Source organism: Tritonibacter horizontis, assembly GCF_001518015.1.
GTDB lineage: Bacteria > Pseudomonadota > Alphaproteobacteria > Rhodobacterales > Rhodobacteraceae > Epibacterium > Epibacterium horizontis.
Genome location: NZ_LPUY01000025.1, coordinates 46529 through 70462 on the forward strand (window position 1 = coordinate 46529; position 23934 = coordinate 70462).

The 23934-nt window shown below is 55.0% G+C and carries 26 protein-coding genes and 4 pseudogenes; 15 read left to right on the forward strand and 15 right to left on the reverse strand.

Features of this window, described 5'->3' with window-relative positions:
* Position 1: 1 nt before the first annotated feature.
* Positions 2-868: a LysR family transcriptional regulator gene (locus TRIHO_RS04740; protein WP_165595884.1), complete on the reverse strand. Its 867-nt coding sequence runs from the start codon at positions 866-868 to the stop codon at positions 2-4.
* 127 nt (positions 869-995) lie between these two features.
* On the opposite strand from TRIHO_RS04740, the gene TRIHO_RS04745 reads away from it, so the two are divergent.
* The 8 genes from TRIHO_RS04745 (at position 996) to TRIHO_RS04780 (ending at position 8637) form a co-directional block, all read left to right on the forward strand.
* Complete coding sequence (locus TRIHO_RS04745; RefSeq protein ID WP_068240836.1) at positions 996-1814, forward strand: hypothetical protein; 819 nt, start codon at positions 996-998, stop codon at positions 1812-1814.
* An 86-nt stretch (positions 1815-1900) separates the two neighbouring features.
* Positions 1901-2431, forward strand: a complete 531-nt coding sequence (locus tag TRIHO_RS04750; RefSeq protein WP_207498628.1) for a YceI family protein — start codon at positions 1901-1903, stop codon at positions 2429-2431.
* Positions 2432-2573: 142 nt separating this feature from the next.
* Positions 2574-3449 carry a LysR family transcriptional regulator gene (locus TRIHO_RS04755; protein WP_068240838.1) on the forward strand — a complete coding sequence of 292 codons (876 nt, stop codon included), beginning with the start codon at positions 2574-2576 and terminating at the stop codon, positions 3447-3449.
* 109 nt (positions 3450-3558) lie between these two features.
* Positions 3559-4332: a dioxygenase family protein gene (locus TRIHO_RS04760; RefSeq protein WP_068240839.1), complete on the forward strand. Its 774-nt coding sequence runs from the start codon at positions 3559-3561 to the stop codon at positions 4330-4332.
* A 164-nt stretch (positions 4333-4496) separates the two neighbouring features.
* A complete protein-coding gene (locus TRIHO_RS04765) occupies positions 4497-5573 on the forward strand; it encodes a maleylacetate reductase (protein ID WP_068240840.1) in 1077 nt (358 codons plus the stop codon).
* Positions 5574-5575: 2 nt separating this feature from the next.
* The gene (locus tag TRIHO_RS04770) at positions 5576-6751 is read left to right on the forward strand and encodes a muconate/chloromuconate family cycloisomerase (RefSeq protein ID WP_068240842.1); all 1176 of its coding nucleotides are present in this window, start codon (positions 5576-5578) and stop codon (positions 6749-6751) included.
* Positions 6752-6829: 78 nt separating this feature from the next.
* The gene (locus tag TRIHO_RS04775; protein ID WP_082705026.1) at positions 6830-7729 is read left to right on the forward strand and encodes an MBL fold metallo-hydrolase; all 900 of its coding nucleotides are present in this window, start codon (positions 6830-6832) and stop codon (positions 7727-7729) included.
* Between the two features lie 71 nt (positions 7730-7800).
* Entirely contained in the window at positions 7801-8637 is an 837-nt protein-coding gene (locus TRIHO_RS04780; protein ID WP_068240845.1) for a BKACE family enzyme, read from the forward strand.
* A gap of 311 nt (positions 8638-8948) precedes the next feature.
* On the opposite strand, the pseudogene TRIHO_RS04785 reads toward TRIHO_RS04780, so the two are convergent.
* Positions 8949-10055: pseudogene (locus TRIHO_RS04785) on the reverse strand (IS3 family transposase).
* Between the two features lie 76 nt (positions 10056-10131).
* A pseudogene (locus tag TRIHO_RS23135) lies at positions 10132-10346 on the reverse strand (transposase); the annotation flags it as partial.
* Positions 10347-10533: 187 nt separating this feature from the next.
* Between TRIHO_RS23135 and TRIHO_RS04795 the strand changes: the two are divergent.
* Positions 10534-11037, forward strand: coding sequence for a GNAT family N-acetyltransferase (locus TRIHO_RS04795; protein ID WP_068240849.1), 504 nt, complete (start codon positions 10534-10536; stop codon positions 11035-11037).
* A gap of 178 nt (positions 11038-11215) precedes the next feature.
* On the forward strand, positions 11216-11662 hold the full coding sequence (locus tag TRIHO_RS23140; protein WP_165595885.1) for a GNAT family N-acetyltransferase: 447 nt from the start codon (positions 11216-11218) through the stop codon (positions 11660-11662).
* Positions 11663-11810: 148 nt separating this feature from the next.
* On the opposite strand, the gene TRIHO_RS04810 is transcribed toward TRIHO_RS23140, so the two are convergent.
* The 7 genes from TRIHO_RS04810 to TRIHO_RS04840 are packed head-to-tail and all read right to left on the reverse strand — an operon-like array spanning position 11811 to position 16292.
* Positions 11811-12578 (reverse strand): SDR family oxidoreductase, encoded by a 768-nt coding sequence (locus TRIHO_RS04810; protein ID WP_232367717.1) that lies wholly within the window; start codon positions 12576-12578, stop codon positions 11811-11813.
* A gap of 20 nt (positions 12579-12598) precedes the next feature.
* Positions 12599-13153 carry a YceI family protein gene (locus TRIHO_RS04815; protein WP_068240852.1) on the reverse strand — a complete coding sequence of 185 codons (555 nt, stop codon included), beginning with the start codon at positions 13151-13153 and terminating at the stop codon, positions 12599-12601.
* Positions 13150-13761 carry a cytochrome b gene (locus TRIHO_RS04820; protein WP_165595886.1) on the reverse strand — a complete coding sequence of 204 codons (612 nt, stop codon included), beginning with the start codon at positions 13759-13761 and terminating at the stop codon, positions 13150-13152. The genes TRIHO_RS04815 and TRIHO_RS04820 overlap by 4 nt, the downstream gene beginning before the upstream one ends.
* The gene (locus TRIHO_RS04825) at positions 13758-14420 is read right to left on the reverse strand and encodes a YceI family protein (protein ID WP_068240856.1); all 663 of its coding nucleotides are present in this window, start codon (positions 14418-14420) and stop codon (positions 13758-13760) included. The genes TRIHO_RS04820 and TRIHO_RS04825 overlap by 4 nt, the downstream gene beginning before the upstream one ends.
* Before the next feature lie 27 nt (positions 14421-14447).
* Entirely contained in the window at positions 14448-15017 is a 570-nt protein-coding gene (locus tag TRIHO_RS04830; RefSeq protein WP_068240857.1) for a carboxymuconolactone decarboxylase family protein, read from the reverse strand.
* A complete protein-coding gene (locus TRIHO_RS04835; protein WP_068240859.1) occupies positions 15014-15664 on the reverse strand; it encodes a glutathione S-transferase family protein in 651 nt (216 codons plus the stop codon). The genes TRIHO_RS04830 and TRIHO_RS04835 overlap by 4 nt, the downstream gene beginning before the upstream one ends.
* A 1-nt stretch (position 15665) precedes the next feature.
* Positions 15666-16292, reverse strand: coding sequence for an FMN-dependent NADH-azoreductase (locus TRIHO_RS04840; RefSeq protein ID WP_068240860.1), 627 nt, complete (start codon positions 16290-16292; stop codon positions 15666-15668).
* Positions 16293-16401: 109 nt separating this feature from the next.
* Between TRIHO_RS04840 and TRIHO_RS04845 the strand changes: the two genes are divergently transcribed.
* The 3 genes and pseudogenes from TRIHO_RS04845 to TRIHO_RS04850 all read left to right on the forward strand — a co-directional run bounded on the left by TRIHO_RS04845 (position 16402) and on the right by TRIHO_RS04850 (position 18275).
* Positions 16402-17292, forward strand: coding sequence for a LysR family transcriptional regulator (locus TRIHO_RS04845; protein ID WP_068240862.1), 891 nt, complete (start codon positions 16402-16404; stop codon positions 17290-17292).
* A 208-nt stretch (positions 17293-17500) separates the two neighbouring features.
* A pseudogene (locus TRIHO_RS23145) lies at positions 17501-17935 on the forward strand (transposase); the annotation flags it as partial.
* On the forward strand, positions 17892-18275 hold the full coding sequence (locus TRIHO_RS04850; RefSeq protein WP_165595881.1) for a hypothetical protein: 384 nt from the start codon (positions 17892-17894) through the stop codon (positions 18273-18275). The pseudogene TRIHO_RS23145 and the gene TRIHO_RS04850, both read left to right, overlap by 44 nt.
* Positions 18276-18372: 97 nt before the next feature.
* Here TRIHO_RS04850 and TRIHO_RS04855 read toward each other — a convergent pair whose 3' ends face one another.
* The 4 genes from TRIHO_RS04855 to TRIHO_RS04865 all read right to left on the reverse strand — a co-directional run bounded on the left by TRIHO_RS04855 (position 18373) and on the right by TRIHO_RS04865 (position 21238).
* Complete coding sequence (locus tag TRIHO_RS04855; protein ID WP_068240865.1) at positions 18373-18840, reverse strand: nuclear transport factor 2 family protein; 468 nt, start codon at positions 18838-18840, stop codon at positions 18373-18375.
* 75 nt (positions 18841-18915) lie between these two features.
* Complete coding sequence (locus TRIHO_RS23150; RefSeq protein WP_082705029.1) at positions 18916-19347, reverse strand: organic hydroperoxide resistance protein; 432 nt, start codon at positions 19345-19347, stop codon at positions 18916-18918.
* A gap of 27 nt (positions 19348-19374) precedes the next feature.
* Complete coding sequence (locus tag TRIHO_RS04860) at positions 19375-20361, reverse strand: aldo/keto reductase (RefSeq protein WP_068240867.1); 987 nt, start codon at positions 20359-20361, stop codon at positions 19375-19377.
* A 121-nt stretch (positions 20362-20482) separates the two neighbouring features.
* On the reverse strand, positions 20483-21238 hold the full coding sequence (locus TRIHO_RS04865) for a GDSL-type esterase/lipase family protein (protein WP_082705030.1): 756 nt from the start codon (positions 21236-21238) through the stop codon (positions 20483-20485).
* Between the two features lie 252 nt (positions 21239-21490).
* On the opposite strand from TRIHO_RS04865, the gene TRIHO_RS23155 reads away from it, so the two are divergent.
* Positions 21491-22339, forward strand: a complete 849-nt coding sequence (locus TRIHO_RS23155) for a LysR family transcriptional regulator (protein WP_165595887.1) — start codon at positions 21491-21493, stop codon at positions 22337-22339.
* A 168-nt stretch (positions 22340-22507) separates the two neighbouring features.
* Here the strand turns inward: TRIHO_RS23155 and TRIHO_RS24040 are convergent.
* Positions 22508-22636 (reverse strand): annotated as a pseudogene (locus TRIHO_RS24040) (ATP-binding protein); the annotation flags it as partial.
* A gap of 74 nt (positions 22637-22710) precedes the next feature.
* Here TRIHO_RS24040 and TRIHO_RS04875 point away from each other — a divergent pair.
* Positions 22711-23883 carry an argonaute/piwi family protein gene (locus TRIHO_RS04875; RefSeq protein ID WP_131811175.1) on the forward strand — a complete coding sequence of 391 codons (1173 nt, stop codon included), beginning with the start codon at positions 22711-22713 and terminating at the stop codon, positions 23881-23883.
* Positions 23884-23934 lie beyond the last annotated feature (51 nt).

Genomic DNA, 23934 nt, shown 5'->3' on the forward strand with positions numbered 1-23934 from the left:
GTTAGCGCAGAGCAGATCGCATGAAATCAACAAAGACTCGAACCTTTGTCGAAAGATGGCGGTTTTCCAGATAGACCGCAAACAGGCCAAGGCTCTCAGGCCAGAACGGCTTGAGTACAGGCATCAGCCTGCCAGCCTCTAGATCGTCGGCCACGACATATTCCGGGCTAAGCAAAATGCCAGCATCTTTCAGCGCAAATCGACGGGCAGCGCTTGCGCTGTTGGCACGCAGTCTTCCTTTAACGTCTATCCGTTCCGGTCCATCAGGCCCGGCAAATCGCCAACCAGTTCCAAATCGATAATTGCTGTCGATGATACAGTCATGAGAAAGCAGGTCACTGGGCTTTTCGGGGTTGCCCTGTGTCATGATGTACTGCGGGCTGGCGGAATAGGTCAGCCGTGTTTCGGAAATCCTGGTCGCGACAAAGCTGGAATCCTCAAGATCCCCAATGCGGATGGCAACATCGATCCCTTCGTCCATCAGATTGGCGTATCGGTCGGACAGGCGCAGGTCGATCTGAACCTGGGGAAAGGTCAGAGCAAAATCAGCAATAGCGTCCGCCAGATAGAGTTCGCCATAAGTTGCGGGCGCGGCGACCGTCAACTTGCCCTGCGGCGCGCGATGATCGTTGCGCACCGCGGCTGTCAATTCGTTGAAATCCTCCAAAAGCTGAGTGCACTTGTCGAGGAAGGCCGCCCCCGTTTCCGTCAGCCGTACATTGCGCGTCGAGCGAATAAACATCTGCGCGCCCAGCTGGTCTTCCAGGGTTCGCACATATTTGCTGACCAGTTGTGGCGAGGTACCAAGCCGATTTGCGGCGCTCGTAAACGATTTGGTTTCAGCAACGGCAACATAGGCATTCATCATGTCAATACGATCCATGACTATCAACGTACCAGTGATAATCATTAAACAGAACCCTGTCTTTTTTACAAAAGGGTGAAGAAGTATCTGATTAGCAACCACGGTCTAGTCGCGTTCAGAGGTCTGCCTGATGATTGCAAAACTGATACTCCTGCCTTTAGTCCTCGGCCTCGCGGTTTCCGCCGTGTCGCATTTTTCGTCACGTGCGATGTTCCAAAGCGTGCTGATTGCGAGTGGCCTGGTGCTGGTGGCAATCCTTCAGCTAGGAATGCCTCCGTTCCCGCCGATCTCTTCAAAGCACAAGATTATCCATTTGCTGCTGCTGAACTGCGTCACCGCTCCGATGATCCCCAAAACTCAGACCCCCACCCGCCTGTTCGGGACAGCGGCCATCATCGCAACCGCGTTTCTTTGGCTCAATTGGCGCCGGTTTTCCGTCGGAATGCCACTGGAGCCAATTGTCCTGTCTGCCTTAACTCTTGCCGCTGTGCTGGCCGGGGTCGCACGCGCAGATCGCGTGGAAGACCATCCCTACCTCTGGCCAGTTGCCCTGTTCGTAACCATGCTCGCAACGGGTCTGGTCGGATTGCTGAGTGGCTATCTCGGCCTTGGGCAACTGGCACTTGGCTTTACTGCATTCCTGGGGGGGATCTTACTGGTTCTCTATACAGGTATGCTGGTTGCCCGGCCCAAGCATGCCTTCAGCGTTCCTGCCGTATTCTCTTGGATTTCGCTCACAACGCTAGGCTTGCTGGGCACTAGCCTCGCAAGCTTCGCAACCAACTTGCATCCTTTTGCCTATGTCCTGCTGCTTTTGACGCTCATGTCGCCAGTCGTCGCAAGACGGGTTCCGAAGATGCAGTCCTTGATGTTGCCACCAATCATCTTTGGCACCATCGCAGCAGTTCCCGCTGGTAGCGCCGTTCTTGTTGCTTTCCTTCACTTTTAAACCTTCCCATCAACTTCGTTCAGGAGACTAAAATGACCATTCTCTCAAAAACTGCGCTTGCCGCCACGATGGTTTTTGCAAGCACAATGGCCAATGCCGCCGATCTTTATTCCGTGCATGAAGACCACACCTGGGTGACCTTCAGCGTAAGTCATGCGGGTTGGGCCAATGCGCGCGGTATGTTTCGCAATGTCACCGGTGAGATAAATTTCGACAAAGAGGATGTTGCGAACAGCTCTGTCGCGGTGACGCTTGATGCAGCAAGCCTTGATACCAATTCAGAACAGCGCGACCGGGATATGGCTGGTCCAGATTTTCTGAATTCTGTCGAATTTCCACAGATCACTTTTGAAAGCACCCGCATCGAGAAAACAGGTGACAAGATGGGGGTCGTCTATGGCGATATGACGATGGTCGGCGTCACCCGCGAAATCGCACTTGATGTCATTTGGAACGCAGAGTTCCCGCTGCCCTGGGATCAATCGACGGTAAAAACCGGTTTCTCTGCAACCGGTCAGATTGATGGGACCGACTTCGGCCTGAACAGCCTCGTTGATTTTGGCTTGGGTCCGGTGATTGACATCGCGATTGACCTCGAAGCCATTCGCCAAGACTAAATTCGACCATTTGATGTGCGGCACGGCCAGCCCGTGCCGCACCATTTTCTATCTCGTAGCGGCACCAGCAGATTAATCGTCGGCTGAATACTCCACAATCGATGGAGGTTGCGTCGTTCTGGGCCCGCGATATGATTCAGTTATGGAATTTCGACAGCTTAGATATTTTGTGGCAGTTGCCGAGGAGGGGAATATTGGACGCGCGGCCCAGCGGCTCAATGTCTCCCAACCCCCCGTAAGTCGGCAAATCCTTGCCCTGGAACAGGAACTCGGCACGCAATTGTTGCGCAGGACACCGTTTGGCGTGACTTTGACCGATGCGGGCAGTGTGTTTTTCCGAGATGCGCAGGTTGTTCTCGCAAACTCTCGAAATGCCGTTGACCGCGCGCAGGCGGTGGATCGCGGTGAAATTGGGCGACTGGATATTGGTTTCATGGGGGCAACAGTCTATGCAGCAGTCCCTTCCGCAATCAAAACCCTGAAGAAGCAGAACCCCAGTATCTCGCTATCCCTGACGCAAATGAATAAAACCGAGCAGATCAACGCAATCCGTGAAGGCCGGATACATGTTGGGTTTGGCCGGTATTTTGCAGAAACTGCAGGGATCACTGTCCGACATCTATCTGCCGAAAAGATGGTTGCTGCTGTACCGCTAAGCCACCCCTTAGCAACGCAAGATACGGTTCGTTTGTTGGAATTGGCAGGCTCCCCTATTGTAGGATATCCGTCAGTAGACCGACCCAACCTGACAGACGAAATCATCTCGATTTTTCGGTCAGCGAACCATGAAATTGAAATGGTGGATGTTGTCGGAGATTCCAACGCAGCACTGTGCATGGTGGCCAGCGGCGATGTTTGCACTCTTGTTCCGATGTCTGTGACAATCGTGGATTTTCCGGATGTTAACTACATTCCAATCGAAGACGACCACACCAAGATCAAAACCAGCTTCATTCACTCGTCAGAATATGTTGCGCCTGTGTTGCGTGTTTTTCTTGATAGCCTCGGTTTTCAGTAAGATAAGGTCATTCCAATTTGGTATCGAGAGCAGCCTCAATTGGTATTGGACCGCATGAGCGCCTTAACGTTAGTTTTCTGCCTAAGGTTCGCTGACAGGAGGAGGTAACATGTCTGACAGAGTGAAAGAAGTTGTCCCGGATTTAATCTACGCTATCCGCTCAACCCTGAAAAAGCACGGGGTCACGTTCGAGGAATACGGGGCCGCGATGCAGTACCTGATCCGAGTGCAGGAAACCGGCGAAGTTCCTCTGTTTGTTGACGCTTTTTTCAACGCCACCATTGTCGAGATCGACAATGTGACCCGCGAGGGAACGCAAGCGGATATTCAAGGGCCGTACTATCTCAACTCAGAAGCATACCAGATTATTTCGGAACGCCTTCCACATCGTCCAATAGATGAAAACGCGCAGGACATGGTCATTCGCGGTCAGATCACAGATACTGACGGCAACCCCCTCGCTGGTGCAGAGCTGGATATCTGGCATTCAACTCCGGATGGTCTGTATTCAGGCGTTCATGACGGCATTGATGCCAAATACTGCCGCGGGCGGGTTATCACAGATGCTCAAGGGCGCTACAGTGTCAAATCGAAACTGCCGGTGCCATATCAAATTCCGAACCAGGGCCCCACTGGCGAACTTCTAGAGCAGCACCTTGGTCGCCATTCCTGGAGACCGGCCCATATTCACTTCTGGGCGCGTGCTGACGGGCGGCGTGATCTCATAAACCAAGCCTACTTTGAAAATGGTGAGTGGGTTGGTGATGACTGTTGCGAAACTGATCACCTTGATCTGGTGGTTCCTGAACTCATCGAAAACGGTGCGCGGGTCATGGAAGTGAACTTTGCGCTCGATCCAGCACTGGCCATCGCCGCGGAATAAGCCGCGCCAAGGATGGGATTTTCGAAATCACGCAAAGAGTTGTCACTGTTGATTTGACGGTGGCAACAAACACCCCCGCAAGCTCTCCGTACAGAGGCCCTGCGCCTGAAAGCTGCGCTTGATTGGCAGGCCGCCTCGGGAAAATGTGAACAAAAGGCATTGAAATGTCCAAATCTATTCAAAGCATCAACGGTCAGAAAATACGGTTTGGCGCGGGAATCCGGGATCAGGTAAGCCAAGAGATGGAGGCATCAGGTCTTGGAAAAGCGCTGGTTCTGTCCACAGAATTTCAAGCGGAAATGGCTGAGGGCGTCGCAAAATCAATGGGCGCAAAAACCGGTGGGATCTTTTCTGGCGCGACAATGCACACGCCGGTCGAGGTAACCGAACAGGCCATGGAGGCTGTCGCTGCCAGCGGCGCGGATTGCGTAGTTGCCGTTGGGGGAGGGTCGACAACGGGCTTGGGCAAGGCAATTGCCCTGCGCACCGACCTGCCACAAATCGTCATTCCAACGACCTACGCTGGCAGCGAAGCAACGTCGATTTTGGGACAGACCGAGAACGGCGTGAAGACCACTCGGAAGGCACCAGGAATTCTGCCCGAGATTGTCCTCTACGACCCAGAGCTGGTCGCAAGCCTGCCCGTACCGCTGACGATGACCAGCGGCCTAAATGCAATCGCGCATTCAGCCGAAGGCTTGTATGCGAAAGAACGCCGTGATGAGATCAGTAGACTTGCCCGTGAGGGTATTCGAGCCATGGCAAAGGGCCTGCCAATTCTGAAAGGTGACCCCGGAAATCTTAAAGCACGCGAAGAGACATTGTATGGGGCCTGGGCCTGTGGCACCGTTCTGGGAGAGGTCGGCATGGCGCTGCACCACAAGATTTGCCACACGCTTGGCGGCACACTTAATCTGCCTCACTCTGAAACCCACGCTATAATTTTGCCGCACGCGATTGCCTACAACGAAGTGGAAGTGCCTGATCTACTTGCTCCGATAGTGGCCATTCTGGGCGGTGATACCCCAAGCCAGGCACTTTGGCATTTTTCCCAAAAACTGGGTGCGCCGCGGTCATTGCTAGAGCTAGGCGTTTCTGAAAAGGATATTGACCGGATCATCGAGGTTTCGCTCGTTAATGCCTATTGGAACCCCAGAGAGATCAGCCGAAATGGGCTGCGTGTTTTGCTGATGAACGCGCTGGCAGGTAATCCGCCATCCTCTTCCAAAGAGGCGGCATAGATATGTCAGAGTTTTGTATCGAAAGCCTGACGGTTACTCGGATAAATGTGCCGCTCATCAAACCCATCTCGATGGCCTTTGGAGCGGTGTCCACCGCACATATCCTATTGGTTCGGATACGCGACAGCGATGGCGTTAAAGGGGTTGGCGAAGCGACGCTGCTGGGCGGTCCGCACTGGAACGAAGAAAGTGCTGAAAGCGCTTTGGCGATCATCGAAACGTATCTTGCCCCCGCCATCAAAGGCGTGAAGTTTTCTGGTATTGAGGCCCTATCAAACAGGTTGGTTTCCCTTGTCCGGCGCAATTCACTTGCGCGAAGTGCTGTTGAAAAAGCAGCGTTTGACTTAATTGGGCGTCGATTGGGTGTTCCCATATCGGATCTCTTGGGGGGAAGATGTCGGCAGGAGATACCTGTTGCCTGGACCCTGTCCAATGGTGGTGCCGAGCGAGAGATCAGTGATGGCGAAGAAGCCATCGAAAAACGTGCACATGCTTGTTTTAAGCTGAAATTTGGTCATGCTGACCCCTCTGATGACATTGCGCGCGCCAGTAAAATCATTGATCACTTCAGCGGGCGGGCAAGGGTTATCGCCGACGTTAACCAGGGGTGGGACGAAGTGACAGCGGCCCGCGCATTTCCAGCCTTGCAAGAGGCTGGGTTGCTGGCCATTGAGCAACCTCTCCCCGCCGAAAACCTTGAGGGAATTGCAAGGTTGCGGCACGGCTTGGGCTTTGATGTTATTGCGGACGAGGCGGCGACGGGGCCTGAAGCTACATTTAAATTGGCCGCGGCACTGGCCGCGTCCGCAGTGTCGCTCAAGCCCAGCCGGGACGGTGGCTTATTGGCGACAAAACGAACGGCGGCAATTGCAGATGCCGCTGGCATGAAGCTCTATGGCGGCGGCATGATCGAGACCTCTGTGGGAACTGCCGCAAGCGCGCATGTCTACGCGACGGTTCCTAAACTCACTTTCGGGTGCGAGCTTTTTGGACCGCTGAAGCTGGTAGAAGACATCGTTCAAGACTCCGTCAAGATCAAGGGTGGTGCTCTCAAGGTGCCGGAGAGCCCGGGGCTGGGTGTGGAAATCGACGAAGAAAAGATCGCGCGCCTTGTCACGGGAGAGCCAATAACACGGGTCTACTTAGCGCCTTTTGACCAAAGCGAAAATCGGGTTTGACAGGCCATCTCGCTAATGCGGAAACGGTAATCTCGTAAGCGCAGCAACGTCTCTCTAGCAAGCAAATTGGTTAACGCGATGACAATTGGCCCTCTTCCCAAAATGAAACAGGCACAAATCGGCCTGATGACCGTGAATGCTCTCGTTGACTCCGTCGGGCTTACTCGAACCCCTGAGGAATTGTTCAAAAACCCTCCAAGAGATCTGTTTGAACGCGAGCAGTCTTGGCTTGTGCCCGATTATGGCGACGCCGCCACCCAGCGACTTGTTCTGGCCTATCAGTCCTTTCTGGTAACTTTGGGGGATACGCAGATTTTGGTGGATTGTGCAGTTGGTGAGGACGGGAATTTTCCGGTCCGGCCGGACTGGCATCGTGCCAAGTCCAATTGGCTCAATCACCTTGGCCAATGCGGGCTTGCGCCAGAAGATATCGACGCGGTGGTCCTGACACATCTCCATATGGATCACACGGGGTGGCTGACGCGGTTGGACTGTGATGAATGGCGCCCCACGTTCCCCAACGCCGTGCATATGACAACCCAAAGAGAGTTGGATTACTGGACCTCATCCGAGGCCGCATTCGACTATATGTCGACTTCCATCGAGGACAGTATCAGACCTGTTCTTGATGCAGGGCTTTTGAAATGTATCGTGCCCGAAACCGAGGTCGCCGAGGGGTTGTTCACAGTTGATTTGGCTGGGCACTCTCCTGGTATGATTGGTTTAGAGTATCGCAAAAACGGGCGTGTAATTGCGTCCTTTAGCGCAGATTTGATGCACCACCCTCTTCAAGTTGCCGAACCGGATGTATGTACGGCTTTCTGCTTCGATCCGCTTCAGGCTGCAAGTATAAGACATAAAAAACTGGCCGAATATGCCGATCAACAAACTATTGTTTTTTGCGGTCACTTTCCGGGTCAATCTGCCGGAAGAATCGAAGATTATGAACTCGGGTTTCGGTTTGTACCTCTCGATTAGCACAAGCGATCAACAGCACGGAAAGCAGCTGGCATTGGTTGCATTCCCACGCAGAACTTCAGGAGATAGCAATGACAAAACCCTGCATCATTTGCGTCGCCATCACTGGCTCCCTGCCAACGAAGAAAAACAATCCAGCGGTCCCGATTACGATCGCGGAGCAAATTGAAAGTACACAAGAGGCTTTTGAGGCTGGTGCGACAATTGCGCATTGTCATGTGCGCAATGACGACCAAACTCCCAGCTCAGATCCCGAAGCATTTGCGCGTTTGCTTGAAGGATTGCGCACGCATTGCCCTGGTATGATCGTTCAGTTTTCGACGGGTGGGCGCTCTGGTTCAGGAAAGGAGCGAGGCGAAATGTTGCGTCTGGCGCCGGACATGGCTTCCCTCGCGGTTGGTTCTAATAACTTCCCTTCCCGGGTGTATGAAAATGCGCCGGAATTGGTGGATTGGCTGGCTGAGGAAATGCGCAGATACCATGTGAAACCCGAGATTGAGGCTTTTGACCTGAGCCACATCTATCAAGCTGCAGCCATGAACCAAGATGGGCGCATCCTTGGTAAACTATACGTGCAATTCGTGATGGGCGTAGCAAATGCCATGCCCGCTGATCGAGACGTCTTTGATTATTACGTGAAAACGGTACGGCGCATTGCGCCCAACGCAGAATGGTGCGCCGCAGGTATCGGCCAACACCAGCTACGCCTTAACGAATGGAGCGTGATCAACGGCGGGCATGCCCGAACCGGTCTGGAAGACAACGTTCGTTTGGATCGGGATACGCTGGCGGCCTCCAACGCGCAGCTTGTTGGTTTGGTCGTCGATATTTGCAATAGAAATGAACGTCCCGTGGCAAATTGGCAGCAAGCCCGACAGATTCTGGATCTTCGAGCACCAACTTTGTAGTGGTCAGTCCAACAATAGATATGAGAATTCGCATCTCCGCTTTCGTCCAAATCGGACTTTCGATGGGATCTGACGAAGGGTAAGGAAGACCCGTATGTTGTCAGTTTAAGCCAGTTGAAGTGAACAACCGGTGTACTAATGTAGCCCCCGCTTGCGGATCTAAACGTACTATTTCGCCCCCAGACGTAAGCGACCCCTACGGTGGCAATTGTTTCCGGGCGTCGCATCTGGCTTCGGTAGATGGGCCAGTACTTTTGAGTAACCTATCAAGGTAAGCTACTCTCCAATGTTTGGACAGGTTTCAGCGTAAGTTAAGTCACTTTTTGCCCCTGCTGATCGGGTTTGGTTTTTTCGTTTCTCAGCCAATAGACCACGGCTGGCGGTTTGCCACCAAGGGCGGAGTGGGGGCGCTTTCGGTTGTAGAACTCCACCCACTTGCCGACCCCAGTCTTGGCCTCTGATCCGGTGTCCCAGGCGTGCAAATAGACGCATTCGTATTTCAGGCTCCGCCAGAGTCGTTCGATGAAGATGTTGTCGAGGGACCGCCCCTTGCCGTCCATCGAGATGCGCATGCCGGAGCGGCGCAATCTGTCCGTCCAAGCGAGTGACGTGAACTGCGATCCCTGGTCGTTGTTCATGATCTCGGGCGGACCGAACCTGGCGATGGCCTCGCTCAATGCCTCGACGCAGAAGTCGGCCTCCAGCGTGTTCGAGATGCGCCAGGCCAGAACCTTGCGGGTGTGCCAGTCCATGATGGCGACCAGATACAGGAACCCTCGCCGCATTGGCAGATAGGTGATGTCCGCCGCCCAGACCTGATTGGGTCGATCCACTGGCAGACCGCGCAGAAGATAGGGATAGGTCTTGTGACCCCAAGCTGCCTTGCTGGCTCATGGGCTTCTGGTAGATCGGCATCAAGCCCATGAGCCGCATCAGCCGCCGGATGCGTTCCTCATTAGCCAGATGACCCTCGTTGCGCAGATGCCACGTCATCTGACGGACACCGAAGAACGGCGTTTCCAGGAACTGCTTGTCGATCTGACGCATCAGCATCAGGTTCATCGCCGTCTCGCCCTTGGGCGTGTAGTAGAACGACGACCGCGAAATCGACAAAAGCTGACATTGCTTGCCGATGGACAGCTCGGGATTGCTCGGTTCGATCATGCCGCGCCTTACGTTACGCCCCAAGGCTTAAGCTTTCTGGCCAAAAAATCATTGGCGACAGCCAACTCCCCGATCTGGGCGTGCAGTTCTTTCACCTGTTCCTCGTCGATCTCCGGGGCCTTCTTCCAGCTGTGGCTCATCGTCGGGTGAACCCCGAACCGGCTCGCCAGCTCGGCTACAGTCTGCGCTCCCTTCAGCGCTTCCAGCGCCACCTTCGCCTTGAACTCAGGCGCATGTTGCTTCCGTTTCGACATCTCTGATCTCCTCTTCGTCGAAGACCAGCAGACAACAAATCGTAGCTTGCGTCAGTGTCCGAATTTCGGGGGGTAGCTCAGCCAGCATCATATTCAGTTTGGCATTCTCAGATTTCAGTGTCTTTAAACGCCGCACACCCGACACTTCCATCCCGCCATACTTGGTTCGCCATTTGTAGAAAGTCGCGTCGCTGTTTCCGTGACTGCGGCACAGCTCCTTTGCCCAAACCCAATCTGGTGCTCTTTCAGAATGCCAATGATCTGTTCTTCACTGAAACGGCTTCTCTTCATCCCCTGTCTCCTCAGTAGAAGAACAGGCTAGCCTCAAATCGAAGACTTTTTGGGGAGGCGGGTCACGATGACTTTACCGAAAGAACCCAAATTTGCCCCTCAAACTCAGATGTTTACAGCGTTCCGAGAACCATCGGGGTTGTTTAGGAGTGAGCGTTCACGTAAAGGAACTACCAGCTTGCCTCAGATGGATACCCCGTTGAAATATGACATAACCTTCACCAGACTGACCGAGGTTGATCCAACAGAGATCATAGCTCATATGTCCGATCCCCGTGTTGCTGAGCATATGCCTTTGTTGACATTCGAATGGGATGACACCGCTGTGGCCAAATTCGTCGCAACCAAAGAGGCGTGCTGGAACCGCGACGGCCTTGGCCATTGGGCTATCTTGCAGAACGGCAAATACGTCGGCTGGGGAGGTTTTCAAAAAGAAGGAGATGAGTGGGACTATGGGCTGGTTCTCAAGCCAATGTCTTTTGGACTTGGAGTGCGAATCTCAAGAAAAGCAATTGAGTTTGCTGTTGCCGATGAACGCATCCCATTCGTAACTTTTCTGCTTCCGCCGTCACGTAAAAGTCTCGGTGCGCTTAAACGGCTTGGCGCGACATTTGTCGCCGAGATCGAATATGACGGTTCAATATTTCTCAAATACAGGCTGAATACTGAAGGATCGCCTCGTCCCGCATAGCGTAAGCGCGTGTGGAATGCAGAGAAAGGCAGCTAAAGCATAGCGCCGAGCTGATGCCGTGACGCCGAAAGATATCGTCCGTCTTTGACCCAGCCTCGCTTTCCTTCAGAACGCCAATGGCTACCATTGAACTTATCTTTTTAATGTAAAATCAAGATATTAACGGGGGATCGATACCGTGATCGTTAGGGCTCTAGCCAGGAAAGATATTCCAAAGGTCGTTAAACTCGCCCGAAAACTGGCAGAACACGTAAATGGTCCTGACCCCAAACTGACGACAGAGATCGTTGAGGAATTGGCCTGCGGTGAGACCCGACGGTTCGAAGCGCTTGTCGTAGAACACAACCGAGGGATCGTCGGCTTTGCAGCATTCACTCAAAACTTTGAACTCCATACGAATTCCAGTACGATTTTTTTGGTCAGCGATCTTTTTGTCTGCGATCAAATTCGGAAGTCTGGTGTTGGCCAAGCGCTACTGGAGGCGCTTCACCGCGTGGCGAATGATCGAAAATGCGGTGTCATCAGATTCGAGGTCTGGCAAGAAAACGAACAGGCACGCGCGTTCTACGCAAAGCATGATGCTCAGGCCGTCGACGACGTGGACCTATGGCAGATAGCTGTTTGATCTCAAGCTTACGTCGCTCTTCCAGCACCTCACATCCTGCTACGAACGCTCCGGGGCCTTCTTCGCGACGCGGACACCTGCCAAAGTTCAACCGCTTCGGTCAAAGGGACCGAGGACATGCGGCGCGGATGGTCTGGTCCGGCCGATGTCAACCGGCAGGCAGACCGACGGCCTTGCGTCCCTCGTCGTTTTTCAACGAAAAATCTCCGCCGTCATGGACTCGGGCGGCGTCGGTGGTAAGCCAAGCGATGGCCTGGGCGACCCATTCGGCGGGGATGTGGGCGTCCCAATCCAAGCGGCTGACCGGGTTGAGGCCTGACGATTTGATCGCGCGCTGCATGTCGGTTGCAACCGTGCCGGGGCTGAGGCCGATGACGTTCACGCCTTTGGGGCTTAGTTCCTTATGAGCGGTGCGTGTCAGGCTGAGAAGCGCGGCCTTGGTAGCGCAGTAATGTGACCAACCTTCGAGAGCGGAGGTCGCTGCCCCTGATGAGATGTTTATGACCAACCCCCGGCCATTGACGATCATGCCAGGCGCGACGGCGCGTAACATGTGAAAGGCTCCTTTGACATTCACATCAACCACCTTGCCCCATGCCAAAGGATCGGCGTCTTCGATCCGGGCGATAGGGTCGATCAAGCCTGCGTTGTTCAACAAGATGTCAACGCCTCCAAATCCCTCTTGCGTGCGGGCTACCGTTGCGCTGACTTGTGCCCAGTCCGCCACGTCGCAGGATAATCCGATGGCCTGCGGTCCGATTTCGTTGGCGATTCGCGTCACGGCATCTTCGCTTCGTGCGGCAAGCACAACGTTCGCGCCAAGATTGGCGAGGTACCGGGCAGCAGCTTCCCCGATGCCGCGGCTCGCCCCTGTAATCAGGGCAGTCTTACCGGTCAGATCAATGTTTTGCGTCACTTTCTTTTCCTTTCGTGTATTCAATCTTGCAGGGTGGCGACGAAATGGCCGTGGAGCTGAACATTGGTCCCAACGGCCTCTTGTCCGACCCCGATATCGTACCGCAGACGGGGGATCGTCGCGGTGATCTGCGCTTCTCCGCGACCGTTGTTCGCCTTCAGTGTTCCTGTGAGAGTTAACGGTTGGGTGATGTCGCGCAGGGCAAGGCCACCATGTACGGTCAAAGCCCCGGTGTCAGGTGCCCAGTCGAAGCCTTCTGCTTCGAAAACGGCTATTGGATAATCGCCCACCGCTAGCCAAGTGGAATTGCCGATGGCCTGCGCGCGTGGATCGTCCACATACACGCTGGCCATCGCAATCTCGACCCGAAGGCTGGCTGTTTTGGGCTGTGCCGGGTCGAAGAGTGTCGTCACGGTCCAATCCGAAAATCCACCAGTCACCGTCGCCCCGCCGATATCGATCACGAACTCCAGCGTGCTTTCGTTAGCCCTCATGATCCAACTCGGCTCCGCCGATGCAACCGATATCGTCAAGACCAAAGCGGACAAGGCCGCGCACCCAAACGGAATGTTCATTGTCTTTTCTCCAGGTGCCGCAAGGGCGGCAGCATCGCGGTCAGCGTGCCGTCACGGTCAACAAGGTGGTGTTTCAAGGCGGCCGCCGCGTGCAACCCGGCAATTGCCAAGAGCGCGTATCCGCCAAGGGCGTGGAGCGTTGCCAGTATCTCTTCTCGGGCGGCATCCGGGCCAAGCGGATGGGGCACATTCACCAGACCGAACCACATCGTCGGCAGGCCGAGCGGTGACGAAGACGCCATGAGCCAACCTGTCAATGGCATCGACAGCATCAGCGCATAAAGCACGATTTGTACCGTTCGGGCGACAAACCGTTCCAGCCGCGAGTGGTCGTGGCTGGGTGCAGTCAAGCCCAAGGTCAGCCGCAGACCCAAGCGCAGCACAATCAGCCAGAACAGTGTCAGCCCAACGGATTTGTGCAGTTGATAGGCCTGATACAGGGGGAAGCCGAACACCTTGATCGTGAAATCGCCGGTTTCGGCGGCCGTTTCCTCCACCGCAACCATGACAATACCCACCCCGATCATGACACTCAGCATCAGGGCAATAACCCAGTGCAACGCAATGAACCAGCCAGGCCATGTGTCTGATACAGGGCGCGGTTTCACTCGTTCGGCCCCTTGAAGCCTTCGATGCGGCCCCAGTGGCAAGGCACGTTGGTTTCCGGCGCGCCGTCGCATTGAATCAGGTCGAAGCGGGCGTCGAGAGTGACGGCAAAGCCGGTGGGCGACCCGATGAAGGCGATAAAATCCATGCCATGATCAAGGCGCATGACCTCACCGGTGACATGAAAGCCAACTACTTCAAGCTCGTCATAGTTGGGGATGAAATCGGGATAGTTGCGACGGTTCACCATCTCGAAATCCAGCTCGACCGGCGCCGTGACGCCGTGCAGGTCAAGATCACCCATCAGCTTGCCCGTGGTCGGTGTCAGCATCTGAACCGCGGTAGAGGTGAACTTGATTTCTGGATATGTTTCCACATTCAGATAGTCCGCGTTGCGGATGTGGTTGTCGCGGCCGACATGGTTGCTGTCGACAGAGGCAGCATTGATCGTGAACGTGATCTGCGAATTGGCGGGCTCCGCCTCGTCGATCAGGAAGGCCCCGTCGAATTCGTTGAACCGGCCGACCGTGTTGGACATGTTCATGTGGTCGATTTCCCAGCCGATATAGGCGTGGCCGAGATCGAGGGTCCATTCGACGGGCTCGGCATGGACGGCGGTGCCCGCAAGGATCGCGGTCGTCAGGAGAGTGCTGCGTAGCATAATGGTTTCCTTTCTAGGGATGGGCGCTTAAGCGGCGCGGTCGTCGGGATGGGTCCAGGCGAAGGGTTTGACCGACTCGTCAAGCTCGGTATGCGCCAGCGCATTGGTGAAGTTGCTGAGCAGCTTGGTGGCCAGTCCGGTTAGCACTTCGAGCGCCTGTCGCTTGTCGTATCCGGCGTCGAGGAAATGTTGCAGGGCGGTGTCGCCCACATGCCCACGTTTGTCGATCAGCTGCCGAGCAAAGGTCCGCAATGCCTCAAGCTTGGGGTCGGCAATGGGCGCGCCCTCGCGCAGAGCGTCGACGATGACGTCATCCGCCCCGATTATCTTCATCAGCATGGAATGCCCGGCGGTGCAGTAATGGCAGCGGTTCTCGTAATTTGCCGTCTGCATGATCACGTGCTGCTCCAGCGGCGTCAGCGTGGTCTCTTCGGCGAAGATGCGGAAGGTTTCCAGATAGGCCCGATAGGTGGGGGGCGCTTCGGCCATGATCTGGTGCAGCTTGGGGTGAAAGCCGTAAGCCTTGATCGAGGCGTCAATCAACGGACGGCTCTCACCGGGAGCGGTGTCCTTGGAATGATAAGTGAATTCGGTCATGACGTTCTCCAATGAGGTGGATAGGTGTCGGCCACACCTGGCAGCGCGGCCATGCGCGCCCGCCAGGCGGCGAGTGCGGGGCAGGACGTGATGAAATCTGTCAGCGATACAGGCGGGTTGGCGTTCAGCGCGACACCGCGGCCGATCCAATAGAGTGCCGGATAGAGCCAGATATCGCTGGCCATTGGGGCGGTTCCGCCAAGGTAATTGCTGGCCTCAAGCCGGACGCACCAGGCATCGGTTTCGGCCTCCAACGCGGTGATTGCTTCTTTTGGGATCACCTCGCGGCGCATCAGGCCAAGACCGACCTCTGACAGGTGCGGGTGCAGGTCCTCGATCAGCAGCGCTACGTCCTGCCAGACGGAGGCAGCCTCCGCCGCATCCTGTCCCCAAATCGGGCGCGCGGGGAATGCGCGGTCGAGCCAACCCAGAATGGCCAGGCTTTCGCGGATCACCACGTCGCCCCAGACCGGCGTCGGTACCTGACCCTTGGGGTTCAGCGCGAGGTATTGGGCCTGACGGTTCTCGTCCTCTCCGGTGTCGAGCCTGCGGCTTTCGAAGGCCACGCCTTTCAAGGTCAGCGCCAACATCACGCGCCACGCGGGCGTGCTGCCAGAGATCCAGAAAAGCGTGGGACGTTCGGTCATCTCAACCCCCAAAATGCACGTTGATCTGGTTCAGCGCTTCGGCCATGCTGGCCTCGACCGCGGCGGCATCGGCGGTGGTGCCCTCTACCGCAAAGCTTTCGACCGATGTCATGCCCATGAAATTGAGCAGCAGCGTTAGATAAGGCCGCATGTAGTCGAAGCTTTCCAGCGGCCCGCCGGATGCATAGCCACCCGCCCCGTAGGCATAGGCGACATAGACGGGCCGGTCGGCGACCAACCCTCGGAACTGACCGTCTTCAAAGGCAAAGGTCTGGTTGATCCGCATGACGTGATCGACCCAGGCCTTGAGCGCGGACGGGACGGAAAAGTTGTAGATCGGCGTGGAGATAACCACGGCATCCGCAGATTTGAGCTCGGCGATCAGTTGATCGGACAGCGCCAGCGCCGCGGTGAGGTCGTCGGTGAGCTGCTCGGGCGAGGTGTAGAAACCGGTGATGGTGTCATTGGCGATATGCGGCAGTGGCGTCGCGGCCAGATCGCGGGTGATGATCTCGGCGCCGGGCTGCTGGGTTTGCAGCTGTCCGACGATCCGGTCGGCCAGTTCCCGACTACGGGAGCCGGCCGAAGCTGGGCGGGCAGAGCTGTCGATGCGAAGGATACGTGTCATGTCGGGCTTTCTTAACTTTGGTTAAGCCCACTTTCGTTTATGTTGGATTTGCAAAAAAGATAGCCATATAATAATCTGTCGTGCACATTTCGCATTAATATGGATCACAATGGACTTCCAGCTTCTCAGAGCAGCGCTCCTCGTCGCGCGTGCGGGGTCCTTCGCAGCCGCCGCGCGTCAACTCGGCGTGGACCCTTCCTCAATGTCCCGGCAGGTCGCCGCTCTGGAGGAAGCACTGGGCATCCTGATCTTCGAGCGGACGACCCGGCGGCTCGACCCGACCGAAGCCGGGCGACTATATCTCGACCGGGCGGCATCTGCGCTTGATGCGATGGACGAAGCCGCAGACGTGGCCCGTGACGTGATGTCCGAACCTTCGGGGCTGTTGCGCGTGACCACCTCGGTTGCTTTCGGAGAGCGCTGGTTGATCCCGCGAGTGGGCAGCTTTCACGCCGCCTATCCGCGTATCGAGCTGGACTTGATCCTAACAGATGCGGTCGCCGATTTGGCAGGCGAAGGCATTGATGTCGCTCTTCGCCTTGGACCGCGCCCTGAAACTGGCGCAATGGTGGCGGCAAAGTTGTTTGACACGCCTTATCGCGTGGTGGCCTCACCCGACTATCTGGCGCGGGCCGGTTGGCCGGAAAGCCCTGCGGAGCTAGCCCGGCATGACGGGCTCATGTTTCGCTTACCCGCGTTCCGCAATCCGTGGCATTTCCGCTCTGCGCGAGGCGAAGAGACCGTCGACGCCGTGCCCCGGCGGGCCTTGACCATTTCAAACGCCCTGGCACTGCGCCGGGCGGCGCTGACAGGGATGGGGGTAGCATTGATGGCGGATTGGACCATAGCCGATGATCTCAAGTCCGGGGAGCTGCTCAACCTTTTCCCCAACTACGAGGTCAGCGCCGGCCAGTTCGACAGCGCTGCCTGGATCGTGTATCTGTCCAAAGCCTATGTCCCTATGCGCCTAAGGGCCTTCATCGACCACCTGAAGGCATAAATGCACATTCCGGGTTTCTCGGACAACTATTCCAACGGCACATGGACGGTCTCCACGGGGAGCGAAGATAAAATCCGTGCGGGGTGCTGAGCGTTTGATTCAACATCCCAGTGTTGGTTTCTTCACCACGTTCTTAGATACGGGGAGCTTTGTTGCGCAAATCGCGTGAGGGATTCACTACATGCGTCCTGTATGATAGGCGGGGGCTATGAGTAGCTGGGCCCGTACAAAACACAAGACGACTAACTGGTCGTCTTACAATGACAGCTAGAGGCGGCGTGGATCGTTCTCGATCTGGTTTGATCCAGAGATGATCAGGGTGCCGCCGTCGACCGGCAAGCGTGGTCGGCAACAACAGTTCAGCGATGCCGCGATCCAGACTTGTCCGACTAAGAAAGTGCTGTTCGGAATGCCACTGCGGCAAACGACAGGTTTTGTTGTAAGCCTTTTGCGGCTTGTCGGGTTGGACTGGACCGTTCAGGATTTCAGTATCCTGAGCCGCCGTTAAGGAACGCTCAACATTAGCCTGCCGTATCGTGGAGGAACCGGCCCGCTGAACCTCCTCATCGACAGCACCGGTATCGAGGTCGAGGGTGAAGATGAGTGGTACGCCCGCAAGCATGGCGGTCCGAAACGCCGGATATGCCAAACGGGTCTTCGACTATGACTGGGTCCGGATCTTCGTTTCGTCGGGGTTGAAGTCCTACGGTTTAACCGAACGCTATCTCGACATCATCCGGTCAAAGAAAATCGAGCCAGCAGCCCAGGAGCTACGTGATTCTCGTGGCGATCCCGGAACCCTGCCTCCATCAAGTACCGCCCCAGCAGATGAGATCGAGCTCTTCTGTGGACTGCGCGGGGCGGTGTTTTACATCGCCATCCGGAAATACGTCTACAATATGCCGCTGGAGATTGACGTGGAGGCAACGGTGCGTGCCACCGTGGCGAATTTCTTCGAAGGCGCGCTTGGCGCTGCCCGCTAGGCGGACAAGCTGGCGTTCTGACCCGAAGAGACGCGCGCAGAAGGGAATTTTGACTTCTTCTATGTTTTTGCAATACGCGATGGCAAAATCACTCCTTCTAGGAAGCATCGGCCACGGCGGCGACCCGCTCTGCTCGACCTGGTAGATGAAAAGCGGCTTCCAATGCTGCCGTATCTTCATAAAATTGATAGTGCTCGATTTTCCCATCCTTAACTTCGCAAACCAAAGCCCAGTCAGAATGAAAGTCGCGCCCGGTGGAGCGCACAATATGGTGAAACTTGCCCCATAGCGCGACGCTGTTGCCTTCCGAAATCACTTTTTGGGTGATGAACTCCTGTGTGTCGAAGCTCTCGCTCAGTGAATGCAGAAAATCGCGTGCTCCCTTTTTGCCGACGTACTTTCCATACATTGGAAGATATTTGCGAAAATCATCACCCAGCACTGCGATGAAGACAGCGTCGTCCCCGACGAATTCTAACGCGGCATCGGGGCCACTGCTGCGCAAAGCCGCAAAAAAGTGTTGAACAACATCTTTAGCAGGTAATTCTTGTATTTTGGTTGGCATTTTGATTTCCTGTAAATTTGTAGAGGAGTCTGGACTAGACACCGAGCGCGCGCTCTTACGGTCGGCCTCCTGCAGTTAAGAAATCACCGAGAGTTTTACGGCGATATTGTTTCGGATTGCGTTTGAGTAGGGGCAGACTTCATGAGCCCTGTTGGCAATGTCGTTTGCTCGATTTGGTTCAACTTCTGGTAGGGATACGTCCAATTCCACCGTCAAACCAAAACCACCATTCTCCTTTGGTCCGATGCCTACGGTCGCTGTTACAGTCGTACCCTCGGTCGCTTTTGGGTCTTGGTCTTGAGCGGCAACAAACTTCATCGCACCGATGAAACACGCAGCATAACCTGCGGCAAAAAGCTGTTCGGGGTTGTTACCTTGCCCCCCTGCCCCGCCCAATTCTTTAGGTGTCGACAAATCGACTGCAAAGCTTCCGTCAGAGGTTTCGGCTCGCCCGTCTCGGCCACCTGTGGCGCTGGCTTTTGTAGAATAAAGTACTGTAACAGTCATAAGTTTTCTCCGAGTTGGTATGATGTACTAGAGGTCTATCAATGCGGAGCCGACATTTGTTGTCCGGCTGCCAAGGATGGTGGCAGGTGAAAAGCTGGCCGACAGGCTCGCAAGTTCTTTGCTCGAAAGCTTGATTTCAACCGCTCCGGCGTTTTCGACGAGACGTTCCGGACGCCGTGTTCCTGGAATTGGAACGATCTGCTCTCCCTGCGCGAGCAGCCAAGCCAAGGCAATTTGTGCAGGCGTCGCGTTCTGTCTGTCGGCTACAATCTGTAGCGCCTTCAAACTCTTCAGGTTTTCGCTCAGCACTTCCGGTGCATATCGCGGGATTGTGCGCCTGAAATCATCCTCGGCCAGGTCTCCCGCCGACCTTAGTGCCCCTGTTAATGCACCGCGCCCCAATGGGCTGTAAGGCACAAATCCGATCCCGAGTTCCTTCGTCAAAGGCAAGATTTCAGCTTCGACATCGCGACTCCACAGCGAATACTCAGTCTGAATGGCTGTGATCGGATGGGTCGCATGCGCGCGACGGATGGTGTCGGGTGCTACCTCGCAAAGGCCAAGGGCCCGAATTTTCCCTTCTTGAACGAGTCTTGCCATTGCCCCCACCGTATCCTCGATCGGAACATCCACATTGCGCCTGTGCATGTAATAAAGATCAATTGTGTCGACACCCAAGCGGCGCAAGGATGCTTCACAAGCCGAACGCAGGTATTCGGGTGAGCTGTCGATGGGGCGCGCGTCGGGATTATCAGATCGCAGTATTCCGAATTTGGTCGCAACTTTGACTTGGCCGCGCCTTTTGATCAGAAATCGGCCAAGGAGTTCTTCGTTTGCGCCATGACCGTACATATCCGCCGTATCAAAAATATCGATCCCGCGTTCGAGAGCCGCATCAAGTGTGGCAAGGTTTTCGGCATCATCCGAAGGGCCATAAAACTCGCTCATTCCCATACAGCCAAGGCCGAGTGTGGAAACAGAAAACCCATCGCCCCCAAGTGCGCGTTTCTTCATCGTTCAAACACCTTTCAGTTGGTTTGGACAGGGCTTGAGCACCGAGGAGTGCAGCAATGCTTTGGTTAAGTGCCATTTCTGATTTAGACACAGTTCAGCACAAGGCGGATCTGGAGACCGATTACTCCGCCTGATTAATCATTCGTCCCACTCGTGCAGCAACTGCTTTCCCAAGTGCCTCGTGCATAGGCGCTGTCATGTGCACACCATCAATGCTGTCGATCACCACGACCCCTCCAGCATCAAATACGTTCAGGCCAACCCTTGCGCCTGCAGCTACGATGGCCTCAGAAATCTCGCGACTGCGGGCCTGTGACCCCTGTGTCACAGCCGAAATCGGAGTGGCTGACGTATCTCCAATCGCGGGCGGTGCGATGACGAGAAGCTCGGGTGTTGGGTAAGATGTTGCCACGCCGCCGTCCAATGTTCGGATTTCATGGGCGATGCGGACGATGCTCTCTGCGATGTGCTGCGGCTCTGCCGCAAGGTCGGATCTGGCATCGTTCGTACCGAGCATCACCACAACCAAATCCAGCGGGAGTGCGGAGGCAACGGCAGCCCTGATATCCTCCGAACCGGTGAACGCCTCACCTGCGATCCCGTTTTGAGCATCGCCATAGCGGGCGTCGACGGTTCTGCCACTCAAACCATCGACGACGACGGTAACATCCCCGACAGCATCATCAAGTGCTGCTTCCATAACGCCAGGCCAGCGCTCATCGTCGGCATAACGGGTCGTAGGAAAGCCCGTCTCAACCGGGATCCAGCCCCAGGTGTTCGAATCCCCATATACAAAAATTCGTGGCTCTGCTGTCGCAGTACCAACAGTTAGCGATGCTAACAAAGCAGCAATCGGGAAAGCAGAGACAGTTCTCATTGGTTTGTCCTTTCGAAGGAGGCAGCTTTCAGATCGCTACCGGAATACGAGGCGAAGAATGACACCTTTTGGCGATGCTAGGCGGCACTGGCGTGACCATGCCCCCTATCTATTCTTTCGATTTTAGTTGTGATACGGACAATTATGCGGAACAGCTTCTTGAAAACGAGAAGCATTTTCAGACGGGAAAACCCTAGTGGTGTATCGAGCAGCTTTAAGACGACGAAACCAAAACAGGATGGATGGGTAGCCATGGATTGGGGGGATCTAAAATTCTTCTTGGCTGTGGCGAGAAATGGCACGCTCTCAGCTGCTGCCGCTGGTATGCGCACAACCCCGTCTCGGGTTTCGCGTCATGTTGAGGCGTTGGAGCTGGCGCTTGGCTATAGCCTTTTTCGCAGATCACTTGACGGGTACCGACTAACCGACGAAGGCCGCTTGTTGGTGCGGCGCGCCGAAGCTGTGGAAAGTGCGATACATGCCCTCGACTCAGAAATTTCGTTGGAAGTTTCGGGCCGCGTGCGAATTGCAACCACTGAAAGCATTGTCACTTATCTTTTGGCTCGACCGCTATCCGAATTACAGCAAGAGCATCCAAATTTACAGGTGGAGTTGTTGACAAGTTCTTCGGCAATTAACCTTCTTGCTGCTGAAGCGGATGTAGCTTTGAGGCTTGTGCGACCCCAAGCAGGCAATTTGACAGTAAAGCGGCTTGGTCATATTGCCTTTGCTGTTTATCAGGATGTCAAAGGAGTGGGCGAAGGCCGTTTCGTCACCTGGATGGTGGACATGGCTGATCTGCCTGCCGCACGATGGATCGAACGGACCGATGGCCTAATCGTCCTTAGATCGAATTCTCTGACTGTACATCACGAAATGGCGGCCCAAGGATATGGCTGTGCTGTCCTGCCTTGTTTTTTAGGTGACCAAGATTCTCGCCTTATGCGAGTGGGAAGCGTAATCGATGAAATAGGTCAGGAACTTTGGCTCGTTACTAATCGTGACCTTGCCGGGTCAGCGCGCGTTCGGTGCGTTACAGATGTAGTTTCGAATGCGATAGAAAGTCAGACCGAGTTGATTAGTGGTGATTTATTGGGATAAACCATACACAGTTTGACGTTTCTTCTCAATCAACGGCGGAGGATGTTCCCGCCACTAGGGCGGAGCAAAAGTTGGCCATTTGGCGTCGCGCCTTGGGGCGTGACGCCAAATGGTAGTAAGCATGTTCCGAGGGGCGTTGGAAGTTAAGTTACATAGTATTGTGTTAAGTTTTGCCGCGTTTTGATTGAGCCGGTAATTTTCACAATTCATCTCAAGGATGTTCGCATGGTGTGTCAGCCGATCCACCAGCTCGCACCGTAGTTCTGCGATCGTTTTGCTGAGTGGCACAAAACCCAGAACCCTTGGGCCCTCATAAGGGCTCAAAAAAACTCAAGGACGTTCGAATTGGCGTTGTCGCAACAGCGCGAGGCATGAAGCTGTTTCGAAGATGGAGTCAGAGACTGCTGGACGGCATAAAAGTGCCGCCACCAGGGCCGCGTGAAAAGGAAGATCGGCTCCACTTGGCAGACTTTCTTGGACTTGAAGAAACGTTCGGCATCACCTTCGATCCAACAGGTTGCAGTGAGTTGCAAATCGACGAATCTCAAATCGATCGGGCGACTCGGATCTTGAACAAACATGAAGCGGTAGATGAAGTCGCGCAAATCTACATAGACCGCGTTCAAAAATTCAGGCGCAATGAAGAGCGTTCTATCGACGTGTGGCTATTCATTGTGCCTGAGATGGTCTACGAGCGCTGCCGACCAGAATCCAAGCGCACTGGACTTGACTTGATCGAAGGAAAGGTTTCGAAGAAACAAAAAACCCGAACGGCGATGCCATTGTTCGAGACACTGCCTGATTTTGATACAAGTGTTGAGAACATATTTGATGATGTTCCAGACTTTCGGCGCCGTATCAAAGCTGAGTTTCTATCGATCGCCCCGACTCAAATTCTGCGCGAAACCACGCTTGATCCTTACGCTTTTCTGAATAGTGCTGGCTACCCCATCAGGAAAGCTCAAGACGGCGCAACGATCGGATGGAACATAGCGACGGGTCTATATTACAAGTCTCAACCTAAGCCGCCGTGGCGCTTATCAGCTGTTCGCGATGGCGTGTGCTATATAGGAATGGTCTACAAGAACCTTCCAAACAGCAGAGATAATCATGTCTGCTGTGCCGCGCAGATGTTTTTGACCGAAGGCGACGGTGTTGTTTTCCGCGGTGCAAACGGTCCATGGAAAACGGACGAATATGAGTACCACCTAAGCGCAGACGCTGCTGAACAGCTTCTTAGACAAGTCATCGAGACTTACGAGGATCTACATGATCGACCACCCAAAGAGCTGTTCATCCACGGGCAGACTTCGTTCGATGATGCTGAGTGGAACGCATTCTGTAAGGCAGCACCGCCGGGAACAAATGTCATTGGCGTTCGCATCAAATCGACGACTGGAGACGCGAAAGTATTTCGCGATGGTGACTATCCTGTAATTCGTGGAACCGCGCTTCATCTCGATGACAGAAACGCCTACCTATGGACAAGCGGCTACGTCCCGCAACTCGACACTTATGTCGGCCCCGAAACGCCGAACCCGTAAGCGGGAAGGGAACCCCGTGGCTTAAGCTCGTGGCCGGTCTGGAGTAGGCTT

Excerpts from the sequence above, each read along its gene's own strand:
- TRIHO_RS04740 (WP_165595884.1), bottom strand. The coding sequence starts at position 868 with ATGATGAATGCCTATGTTGCCGTTGCTGAAACCAAATCGTTTACGAGC.
- TRIHO_RS04745 (WP_068240836.1), top strand. The coding sequence starts at position 996 with ATGATTGCAAAACTGATACTCCTGCCTTTAGTCCTCGGCCTCGCGGTT.
- TRIHO_RS04750 (WP_207498628.1), top strand. The coding sequence starts at position 1,901 with ATGGCCAATGCCGCCGATCTTTATTCCGTGCATGAAGACCACACCTGG.
- TRIHO_RS04755 (WP_068240838.1), top strand. The coding sequence starts at position 2,574 with ATGGAATTTCGACAGCTTAGATATTTTGTGGCAGTTGCCGAGGAGGGG.
- TRIHO_RS04760 (WP_068240839.1), top strand. The coding sequence starts at position 3,559 with ATGTCTGACAGAGTGAAAGAAGTTGTCCCGGATTTAATCTACGCTATC.
- TRIHO_RS04765 (WP_068240840.1), top strand. The coding sequence starts at position 4,497 with ATGTCCAAATCTATTCAAAGCATCAACGGTCAGAAAATACGGTTTGGC.
- TRIHO_RS04770 (WP_068240842.1), top strand. The coding sequence starts at position 5,576 with ATGTCAGAGTTTTGTATCGAAAGCCTGACGGTTACTCGGATAAATGTG.
- TRIHO_RS04775 (WP_082705026.1), top strand. The coding sequence starts at position 6,830 with ATGACAATTGGCCCTCTTCCCAAAATGAAACAGGCACAAATCGGCCTG.
- TRIHO_RS04780 (WP_068240845.1), top strand. The coding sequence starts at position 7,801 with ATGACAAAACCCTGCATCATTTGCGTCGCCATCACTGGCTCCCTGCCA.
- TRIHO_RS04795 (WP_068240849.1), top strand. The coding sequence starts at position 10,534 with ATGGATACCCCGTTGAAATATGACATAACCTTCACCAGACTGACCGAG.
- TRIHO_RS04815 (WP_068240852.1), bottom strand. The coding sequence starts at position 13,153 with ATGAACATTCCGTTTGGGTGCGCGGCCTTGTCCGCTTTGGTCTTGACG.
- TRIHO_RS04825 (WP_068240856.1), bottom strand. The coding sequence starts at position 14,420 with ATGCTACGCAGCACTCTCCTGACGACCGCGATCCTTGCGGGCACCGCC.
- TRIHO_RS04830 (WP_068240857.1), bottom strand. The coding sequence starts at position 15,017 with ATGACCGAATTCACTTATCATTCCAAGGACACCGCTCCCGGTGAGAGC.
- TRIHO_RS04835 (WP_068240859.1), bottom strand. The coding sequence starts at position 15,664 with ATGACCGAACGTCCCACGCTTTTCTGGATCTCTGGCAGCACGCCCGCG.
- TRIHO_RS04840 (WP_068240860.1), bottom strand. The coding sequence starts at position 16,292 with ATGACACGTATCCTTCGCATCGACAGCTCTGCCCGCCCAGCTTCGGCC.
- TRIHO_RS04845 (WP_068240862.1), top strand. The coding sequence starts at position 16,402 with ATGGACTTCCAGCTTCTCAGAGCAGCGCTCCTCGTCGCGCGTGCGGGG.
- TRIHO_RS04850 (WP_165595881.1), top strand. The coding sequence starts at position 17,892 with ATGAGTGGTACGCCCGCAAGCATGGCGGTCCGAAACGCCGGATATGCC.
- TRIHO_RS04855 (WP_068240865.1), bottom strand. The coding sequence starts at position 18,840 with ATGCCAACCAAAATACAAGAATTACCTGCTAAAGATGTTGTTCAACAC.
- TRIHO_RS23150 (WP_082705029.1), bottom strand. The coding sequence starts at position 19,347 with ATGACTGTTACAGTACTTTATTCTACAAAAGCCAGCGCCACAGGTGGC.
- TRIHO_RS04860 (WP_068240867.1), bottom strand. The coding sequence starts at position 20,361 with ATGAAGAAACGCGCACTTGGGGGCGATGGGTTTTCTGTTTCCACACTC.
- TRIHO_RS04865 (WP_082705030.1), bottom strand. The coding sequence starts at position 21,238 with ATGAGAACTGTCTCTGCTTTCCCGATTGCTGCTTTGTTAGCATCGCTA.
- TRIHO_RS23155 (WP_165595887.1), top strand. The coding sequence starts at position 21,491 with ATGGATTGGGGGGATCTAAAATTCTTCTTGGCTGTGGCGAGAAATGGC.
- TRIHO_RS04875 (WP_131811175.1), top strand. The coding sequence starts at position 22,711 with ATGAAGCTGTTTCGAAGATGGAGTCAGAGACTGCTGGACGGCATAAAA.